The 8,150-nt window shown below is 77.3% G+C and carries 8 protein-coding genes; 4 read left to right on the plus strand and 4 right to left on the minus strand.

What is annotated here, in order from left to right; translation table 11 throughout:
• Positions 1-187: 187 nt before the first annotated feature.
• Complete coding sequence (locus BI06_RS21185) at positions 188-844, minus strand: class I SAM-dependent methyltransferase (RefSeq protein WP_043470489.1); 657 nt, start codon at positions 842-844, stop codon at positions 188-190.
• Between the two features lie 213 nt (positions 845-1,057).
• Here BI06_RS21185 and BI06_RS21190 point away from each other — a divergent pair, with 213 nt between their 5' ends.
• From BI06_RS21190 to BI06_RS21200, 3 genes are all read left to right on the plus strand, one after another.
• Positions 1,058-1,816, plus strand: coding sequence for a hypothetical protein (locus BI06_RS21190; protein ID WP_149030435.1), 759 nt, complete (start codon positions 1,058-1,060; stop codon positions 1,814-1,816).
• A complete protein-coding gene (locus BI06_RS21195; protein WP_030391610.1) occupies positions 1,813-2,151 on the plus strand; it encodes a transcriptional regulator in 339 nt (112 codons plus the stop codon). Before BI06_RS21190 ends, BI06_RS21195 begins: the two co-directional genes overlap by 4 nt.
• A gap of 191 nt (positions 2,152-2,342) precedes the next feature.
• Positions 2,343-3,434, plus strand: a complete 1,092-nt coding sequence (locus tag BI06_RS21200) for a Zn-dependent alcohol dehydrogenase (RefSeq protein ID WP_043470502.1) — start codon at positions 2,343-2,345, stop codon at positions 3,432-3,434.
• A 95-nt stretch (positions 3,435-3,529) separates the two neighbouring features.
• On the opposite strand, the gene BI06_RS51010 is transcribed toward BI06_RS21200, so the two are convergent.
• The gene (locus tag BI06_RS51010) at positions 3,530-3,679 is read right to left on the minus strand and encodes a hypothetical protein (RefSeq protein WP_158516450.1); all 150 of its coding nucleotides are present in this window, start codon (positions 3,677-3,679) and stop codon (positions 3,530-3,532) included.
• A 232-nt stretch (positions 3,680-3,911) separates the two neighbouring features.
• On the opposite strand from BI06_RS51010, the gene BI06_RS21205 reads away from it, so the two are divergent.
• On the plus strand, positions 3,912-4,997 hold the full coding sequence (locus BI06_RS21205; protein WP_149030436.1) for a serine/threonine-protein kinase: 1,086 nt from the start codon (positions 3,912-3,914) through the stop codon (positions 4,995-4,997).
• On the opposite strand, the gene BI06_RS21210 is transcribed toward BI06_RS21205, so the two are convergent.
• Together BI06_RS21210 and BI06_RS21215 are read right to left on the minus strand one after the other, a co-directional pair.
• Entirely contained in the window at positions 4,994-7,000 is a 2,007-nt protein-coding gene (locus BI06_RS21210; protein WP_051741526.1) for an alpha/beta fold hydrolase, read from the minus strand. The genes BI06_RS21205 and BI06_RS21210 overlap by 4 nt on opposite strands.
• The coding region (locus tag BI06_RS21215) for a lanthionine synthetase LanC family protein (protein WP_304440887.1) at positions 6,991-8,150 on the minus strand (1,160 nt) is incomplete at its 5' end. The genes BI06_RS21210 and BI06_RS21215, both read right to left, overlap by 10 nt.

The following is an 8,150-nucleotide window of genomic DNA, read 5'->3' on the forward strand; positions in this document are numbered from 1 at the left end:
CGCCCGCGACCGCGCGGACACCGTACCTTTCCCGCCCCCCGCCCGGCAGCCCCGGCACGACGTTAGAGCATCCGTGATCGCCCGTGGGGCGGCTCGGCCGATTCCGGACACCCCGCGCGGCGGCCGGACGGCGGTGTCCGCGGGGTGCCGGGTGCGGCGGGGCCGGACAGTGGCCCCGACCTGCGGGTCAGCCGGCGGTGGCGCGGCGCAGGACGCGCAGCGAACCGGTCACCGAGACCTCCTCGAAGCCCTCCGCCAGCGCCCGCAGGTACACCCGGTAGGGGGCCTGGCCGCCGTCGGCCGGGTCGGGGAAGACGTCGTGGACGACCAGCAGGCCCTCGGGCGCCAGGTGCGGCACCCAGCCCTCGTAGTCGGCGGTGGCGTGCTCGTCGGTGTGGCCGCCGTCGACGAAGACCAGGGCCAGCTCGCCGCCCCACAGCGCCGCGATCCGGGGCGAGCGGCCGACCAGGGCGATCACGTGCTCCTCCAGGCCGGCCGCGTGCAGGGTGCGGCGGAACCGGGGGAGGGTGTCCATCCGGCCGACCTCGGGGTCGACCAGGGTCGGGTCGTGGTACTCCCAGCCGGGCTGCTGCTCCTCGGAGCCGCGGTGGTGGTCGACGGTCAGCGCCACGGTGCCGGTCTCCCGGGCGGCCTCGGCCAGCAGGATCGCCGAGCGGCCGCAGTAGGTGCCGATCTCCAGCAGGGGGCGGCCGGTGCGGCGGGCGGCGGCCACGGCGGCGGCGTAGAGCGCGAGGCCCTCGTCGACGGGCATGAACCCGGTCGCGCCCTCGAACGCGGCCAGCACCTCGGGCCGGGGGTGCGCGGTCTGCAGGAGGTCGGACATGGTGCTGCTCCTCGGCGGGGGTGGTGGGTGGCGGCGCGGTCCGGTTTCCGGCCCGCCGTCGGACCCTACTGGACGGTACGGCCCGACCCCGAGCCCGCGGCGGCACTCTCCCGCCGCACGCGTCGGAGGCGCCGACCGGCCGGTCCGCCGCACGTGCTCTGCAGTCCAAGCAGGTTTCTTGCCATAACTTGTTTGTGATGCAAAGCTGACGCCATGACAGACGCATCGGTGCCGTCGTCGGGCGCCCCCCAAGAAGTGCTCGCCAGTCTCGGTGATCTGACCCGCAGGGTCCGCGCCGCCCAGCGCGCCACCTGGTTCCCCCTCCTCCTGTTCGGCGTGCTCACCCTCGGCGGGATCCTGGTCGACCGCCTCACGTTCAGGGTCGAGGAGGTCACCCCCTGCCCGCCCGGCCCCTCGCGGGCCGATGTGGTCCTCACGGTCTGCACCGCCGCCAAGCAGGGGTCGCCGCTCTACTGGACGGCCGGGATCGCCCTCGTCTACGCCGCGACCGCGGTCTTCTACGTCCGCCGCGCCCGTGCGCGCGGCGTCGGGAGCCCGATCCGGCCCTACGTCCTCACCGGCGTCGCCCTCGTCGTGGTGGTGGCGGCGACCATGTTCTGGGTCGGCCGGAACGGGATCCCGCAGCCCGGTGAGCCGCTCGACTTCTGGAGCCTGCAGCTCGACCCCGGGGCCGGGACGACGCAGTTCCTCGAACGGCTCACCGGGGAGGCCGCGGCCGTCGGGCTGCCGCTGCTGGTGCTGTCCTGGGTCGAGCGCAGCCGCGCGCTGCTGCTCTTCGCGCTGGCCTACCTGCTCCTCGAACTGGTGCCGATCTCCACCGGCTGGGCGGGGATCGGCGCCGCCTCGCCCTGGTCGGGCCTGCCCCGTCTGATCGTCCCCGGGGTGTTCCTGCTGCTCGGCGCCCTCGGCTTCGCCCTGGTCCAGCTGCCCCGGCGGCGCGACGCCTCATGACCGAAGAGCACGATCAGCACCCCGTCAACGGACTCGACGACGTGGTCCACCAGCGCGTCCGCCTCGGGATCCTCACCGTGGCCCACGAGGCGCGCCGCGTCGAGTTCGGCTTCCTCCGCACGGCACTCGGCCTCACCGCCGGAAATCTCAGCCAGCACCTGGCCGTCCTGGAGAAGGCCGGACTGGTCGCCGTCGAGAAGGGCTACGAGGGCAGACGGGCCCGTACCTGGCTCTCCCTCACTCCCGCCGGTGACCGCGCCCTCCGGGACGAGGTCACCCAGCTCAAGCGGCTCATCCACCTGATCGAACAGGGTGGTGCGGCCCCGGAGGGATAGGGCTCGCCCCAGAGCCCCCGCCGTCCCCCCGGGCCGTGCGCAACGGGCGACGGCCCGCCGCGGGGGTGCGGGCCGCCGTCCGTGCGGACGGCCCGGGCCGAGTGGAACACGTTCTACTCGGTCCGGGCGCGGCGTGCCAGAATCGGCCCGACCGACGATCCGCGAATCCGCGAAGGACCCGGGAGCAGCCCATGCGCGCCGCCATCCTGCACAGGACCGGTCAGGACACGCTCGACGTCCGCGACGACGTCGAGGCGGTCGGCTTCGGACCGGGCAAGGTGAGGATCCGGCTGCGGGCCGCCAGCCTCTGCCACTCCGACCTGTCGGCGATGAGCGGCGTCCTGCCCCAGCCCGCGCCGTTCGTCCCCGGCCACGAGGGGGCCGGCGACGTGGTCGAGGTCGGCGAGGGAGTGACGGGGGTCGCCGCCGGTGACCGGGTGGTGCTCAGCTGGATCGCGCCGTGCGGCCGCTGCGCGCACTGCGGGCGCGGGCGCTCCCACCTCTGCGTGGCCGGTCTGCGGCGGCTCGGCGCCCCGGGCTTCCGCTTCGGCGGGGACGGGGACGGCGCGGGGGAGGCGTCCGGCTTCTACGGCACCGGCACCTTCGCCGAGGAGGTGGTGGTGGACCGCGACGCGGTGGTCCCGGTGCCCGCCGACCTCCCGTACGAACTGGCCGCGCTGATCGGCTGCGGCGTGACCACCGGCATCGGCGCGGCCGTCCGCACCGCCCGGGTCGAGCCCGGCGCGTCGGTCGCGGTGATCGGCGCCGGCGGGGTGGGCGTCGCCGCCGTCCAGGGCGCCCGGGTCTGCGGCGCGGCCCGGATCGCGGTGGTCGACCCGGTGGTGTCCCGCCGGGAACGGGCGCTCGCCTTCGGCGCGACCGAGGCACTCGCCCCCGAGGAGCTCAGGGCGGCGGCGAAGGGCCTGCCGGGCGGCGGCTTCGACTACGTCTTCGAGGCAGTCGGCCGCTCGGCCACCGTCCGGGCGGCGTACGACGCGGCCCGGCGCGGCGGCGCCGTCGTGGTGATCGGCGCCGGGGCGCAGGACGACCGGGTGCAGTTCACCATGGGGGAGCTGTTCTTCAACGAGAAGCGGCTGCTGCCCTCGCTGTACGGCGGGGCCCCGCTGTCGGACACCGTGGCGCTGGTGGTGGAGCTGTGGCGGGCCGGGCGGATCGACCTGGCGGGGATGGTCACGCACCGGGTCGCGCTGGCGGAGGTCAACGAGGCGCTGGCGCAGATGCGGGGCGGCGAGGCGCTGCGGACGGTCGTGCTGCCGGGCTGAGGGCTGAGGGCTGCGGACTGACGGACTGCGGGCTCGGGCGCCGGGCGGTGGGTCCGGCCGCGGCACCTCGCCGGGCCGGACCCACCGCGACCGGCTCAGGCCAGGTCGGCCGAGGCCGCGCGATGGCGGCCGTGTGGGTCCGCCTCGGGGGTGTCGTCGGCGGCGGAGCGGCCGCGGTGGCGACCGGCCGCCGCGGTGTCCTCGGCCGTGGTCTCGTCGGTGTCGGTGAGGGTGTCGGAGATCAAGATCGTCTGTCCGTGCTTCCGTGCGAGGGTGCGGGTCGTCCGGCCTCCGGCCGGTACTGCTGGACCCGGCCGGGGCGCGGCCGCCACCCTAACCGCCGGGGCGGGCGGGGTGCTCGACGGGCGTTCCCCGCAGGGGGATTCGCCCCCGCGGGGCGGGTGGATCTGGGACACTCCGCCCAGGGGCCGCGGCACGGGGACGGGGTGGCCCGGACACCAGCGAGGCGGGGGCCGGATGCATCCGTTGTTCTTGGTGGCGGTCGCGTTCGTCGTGATGCTGATCGTCGTGCTCACCTCGGTGGGGCGTCGGCGGGCCCGCCGACGCCCGCCCGAACGGAACCCCGTCGGCCCGCCCGCGGTGCCGGGCGGGAACCTGCCGGGCGGCGCGTTGCCCGGCATTGCGTTGCCCGGCGGCGCGTCACCCGCCCACCGCGCCACCCCGCCGCCCGCCGACGCGCACCCCCCGACCGCTCCCGCGCTCGGCGACCTCGGCAGCCTCGGCCGCTTCCGCCTGACCGGCGAGCTGGGCCGGGGCGGCATGGGGACGGTCTACCTGGGCCTCACCCCGGGCGGCCGCCCGGTCGCCGTGAAGGTGGTGAACCCGGAACTCGCCGCCGACCCGTCCTTCCGGCGCCGCTTCGCCCGCGAGATCGAGGCCGCGCGCAAGGTCGGCGGCTTCCACACCGTGCCCGTGGTCGACGCGGATCCGTACGGCAGCCCGCCCTGGCTGGCCACCGAGTACATCCCCGGCCCGACGCTGCAGGAGGTCCTCCGTCGGCACGGCCCGGTACCGGCCCGCACCCTGCACGCGCTCGCGGCCGGGATCGCCGAGGCGCTGGCGGAGATCCACCGCTGCGGTGTGATCCACCGCGACCTCAAACCGGGCAACGTCATCGTCTCCGGCACCGGCCCGCGGCTGATCGACTTCGGCATCGCCCAGGCCGCCGACGACACCCGGCTCACCTCCACCGGATTCGTCGTCGGCACGGCCGGCTTCGTCGCCCCGGAACAGCTCTCCGGCGCACCGGTGACCCCCGCCGTCGACCTGTACGCCTTCGGCATGGTGCTGTGCCACGCCGGCGGCGCGGCCCCGTTCGCCCCGGGTGTGCCGCTGGAATCCGCGCTGGGCCTGCTTCCCGCGCACCTGTCGGCGGTCGTGGCCCGCTGCCTGGACCCCGACCCCCGGCGCCGGCCCACCGCGGACGACGTCCTGCGGCAGCTCGCCGGCGACTGGTGCCGGGACGACGACTGGCTGCCACCGCCGGTCCGGACGATGGTCGAGCAGCACCACCGCCCCGGCGGCCCCCGGGAAACGCCCTAACCCGGGCGGCCGGTGCGCAGGAAGCCCGCCAGCAGTTCGTGCAGCACCGCGCCGCCCTCCTCGGCCAGCACCTCGTGCCCGGCCCCCGCCGCCTCGACGTAGCGGAAGTCGGCGCCCTCGGTGCGCCCGATCCGCAGCAACTCGTGCCGCAGCGAACGGGACTGGCTCACCGGTACCACCTCGTCCCGGTCACCGTGCACGACCAGCAGCGGCGCGCCGATCCGGTGCGCCAGCTGGAGCACGTCGCGCGGTCCGCGGGCGTCCGCGATCGGCTCCCCGCCGCCCAGCCGGGTGGTCAACGCCCGGACCGGGTCGGCGGCTTCGGCGAGCAGCCGGGCGCCGGACAGGAACGGCGCGACCACCGCGCAGCGCGCCACCTGCTCGGCCGGCGCGTGGGCCGCCGCCAGCAGTGCGAGGAAGGCGCCGTAGCTGACCCCGAACAGGGCCGGCGGCTCCAGTCCGAGCGCGGCCCGCTGGCCGGCGATGCCCTCCAGCAGATGCAGGACGTCGTCGAGATCGGGCCCGCCCCAGGCGCCCCGGATGGCCAGCGCGTGCGCCACCCCGTAGCCCGTCGAGCCGCGCTGGTTCGGGGCGAGCACGGCCAGGCCCTCGCCGGCCATCCGCTGCAGTGCCGGGTCGAACTCCAGCCGCCAGGCGTCCGCCGGGCCGCCGTGCAGGGCGAGCACCAGCTGGGGGCTGCTCAGCCAGGCGTCCCCGCCGTACACCACGGCCTCCAACGGGCCCGTCGGGCCGGAGAGTTCGAGGCTCTGCGCTGGGTGCCAGCGGCCGCCGTCGCCCGGCTCGGCGGAGCCGTCCAGCCGCCAGCCGCGCGGCGTCGTGCCGGGGCGGCTCCTGGTGGTGCCGGGCTGCCAGGGCAGCACGGTGTCCCGCCACGGCCCCGGCAACCCCGAGCCCAGCGGCGCCAGTTGGAGCGGCAGCGGCACCGGCCCCGAGGTGCTGGCGACCGGGCCCTGGGTCAGCAGCGCGTCCACGTCCAGGGTGGCGAGCGCGGCCGGGTGGTCCGGCGCCGAGTACGGCAGCCGCAGCCCGTCCGCCGACCAGTGGCCGACCGCGCCCAGGCGTCCGGGCGGGACCGGCAGCGGGTCCAGCCGGCCCAGGGCGGGCCGCCACAGGGCGAGCGAGCAGCCCGCGCCGTGGTCGATCTGCACCGCGACCCGGGGTCCGTCGGCGGCCGGACGCAGGGCGACCGGCCGCAGCAACATGCCCGCGACGTGCAGGACTTCGGGGAACCGCAGCGGCTCCCCGCCGCCCGGCACGCCCCAGCCGATCCGGTCGGTGCCGGGCGCGTCGCTGCGCACCATGGCGAACCGGCTGTCCGGGTCGAACAGCAGCAGCCGGTCGTTGCTGCGCTCGCCGATCTCCAGCAGCGGGGTGACGGTGCCGGTGCGCAGATCGAGCACCACGGTGCGGACCAGCCCGTCGCCCACCCGGTCGAGGGCCAGCAGTGCGCCGGCGTGGTCCAGCCAGATGCCACCGCCGTGCAGGCCCGGGATCTCGGCGATCTGGTGCGGTGGCGAGCCGTCGGCCCGGACCACCCAGACCGTGGTGCCCGGTCGGGTGTCGCTGCCCACGGCGAGGGCGACCGGGGCGCGGGGGCCGGACGGCGCGCCCGCCGGGAGCGGCAGGAGCCGGAGCCCGGGCATCCGCAGGGTGGTCAGCGGCCGTTCGGCGGTGACGGCCCGGCCGTACTGGTCGGTGGCGGCGGAGAGTGTCACCAGGTCGTGCCGGTCGCCGTCGGCCCGGCGGACCAGCACCGAGCCGTCCGGCAGGGCGACCAGCTGCGAGCGGAGGTCCTCGGAGCGGTGGCCGGGCAGCGGGAGCCCGGTCGGCCGGGCGGGGCCCCGGGCGGGGAGGTGCCAGCTCTCGGCGTACCAGCCGCCGTCGGCGGCGGAGGCCAGGCAGGCGGCGTGGCTGCCGTCGGGGGCGAAGGTGAAGCCGAGCCGGCGCAGGGCCTGGGTCCCGGCCCGGGTGGTCACGTCCACGGATCCACCCGCCCGGCCGGACCGGGACCGGTCCGCCCGGACGGCGCACCGAGGGGTGGGTCGAAGGGTGTGTCGAAGGGGACCGGGTCCACCCAGAGCCGCGGGCCGCCGTGCCGCAGTCGCAGCAGGAAGGCCAGCGCCCCCGCCGTCCCGGTGCCGTACGCGGGCGCGCACCCGGTACCGGTCTCGTCCGGCAGCGCCAGCAGCCCGTCGCGCAGGGCCGCGCGGGCGGCGATCAGCAGGCCCGACTCGACGGCGGCGGAGCGGAACCCCGGATCACCGGTGGCCTCGGCGAGGTCGAGCAGGAACTCCCCGTCCCCGGCCAGGCCGTGGCAGGCGCAGACACCGCTGTGCCAGCGCCCCGCGGTGACCGCCCGCCCGGCGGCCAGGGCCAGCCGGTGTGCGTCGGCGTCGCCGGTGGCGCGCCAGAGCCGCAGCAGGAAGGTGCCGGCGCCGGAGGAGCCGTTGCACCAGTGGGTCAGGCGGACGTGCGCGGGGTCGTCGGCGCTCCGCGGCCACCGGGCGGCGGGGGCGGCGCCGTCGCCGGCCCGGCCCGGGGCGGCCGAGGGGTCGAGGCGGGCGGTGGCGGCGAGGGTGCGGCCGGCTTGGACGGCGCCGGCGAGCAGCGCGGCGTCACCGGTGGCCCCGGCCGCCGCCAGCAGGAAGGCGCCGACACCGGCGACCCCGTGCGCGAACCCGAGGTGGGTGATCCCGGCGAGCGCGGAGTCGAAGTCCTGCGGCACCGGCCACACCGCGCCGTAGGGCGCCTGCCGGGCGGCGGTGAGGAGGCCGTGGCCGCACCGCGACGCCCGGGCCAGGAACTCCGCCGACCCGGCCGCCGCCGCCCCGCCCGTCCCGTCGTCGGCGGGGGATCCGGCCAGGTCCTCGGCGGCGCAGCGGAGTTGCAGGTAGCCGGCGCCGGCCGCGCCGTGGCAGACGTCCGGGTTCGGCCACTCGACGGCTATCCGCGCGGCCAGCTCGGCCGCCCGCCGGGCGAGCGCCCGGTCGTCCAGGGCGCGGGCGGCGTCCAGCAGTGCCCAGGCGGCGCCGGAGCGTCCGAAGTGCAGCCCGGGCAGGACCACCGGTTCGGCGGCGCAGCGGCGTTCGATCCAGTCGGCGGCGGTCCGGGCGGTGGTCCGGGCGCCGGTCC

The sequence above is a fragment of the Kitasatospora sp. MBT66 genome (assembly GCF_000710405.2).
Classification (GTDB): Bacteria; Actinomycetota; Actinomycetes; order Streptomycetales; family Streptomycetaceae; genus Kitasatospora; species Kitasatospora purpeofusca.

Coding starts and splice junctions, on each gene's coding strand:
- BI06_RS21185 (WP_043470489.1), bottom strand. CDS start 844: ATGTCCGACCTCCTGCAGACCGCGCACCCCCGGCCCGAGGTGCTGGCC.
- BI06_RS21190 (WP_149030435.1), top strand. CDS start 1,058: ATGACAGACGCATCGGTGCCGTCGTCGGGCGCCCCCCAAGAAGTGCTC.
- BI06_RS21195 (WP_030391610.1), top strand. CDS start 1,813: ATGACCGAAGAGCACGATCAGCACCCCGTCAACGGACTCGACGACGTG.
- BI06_RS21200 (WP_043470502.1), top strand. CDS start 2,343: ATGCGCGCCGCCATCCTGCACAGGACCGGTCAGGACACGCTCGACGTC.
- BI06_RS21205 (WP_149030436.1), top strand. CDS start 3,912: ATGCATCCGTTGTTCTTGGTGGCGGTCGCGTTCGTCGTGATGCTGATC.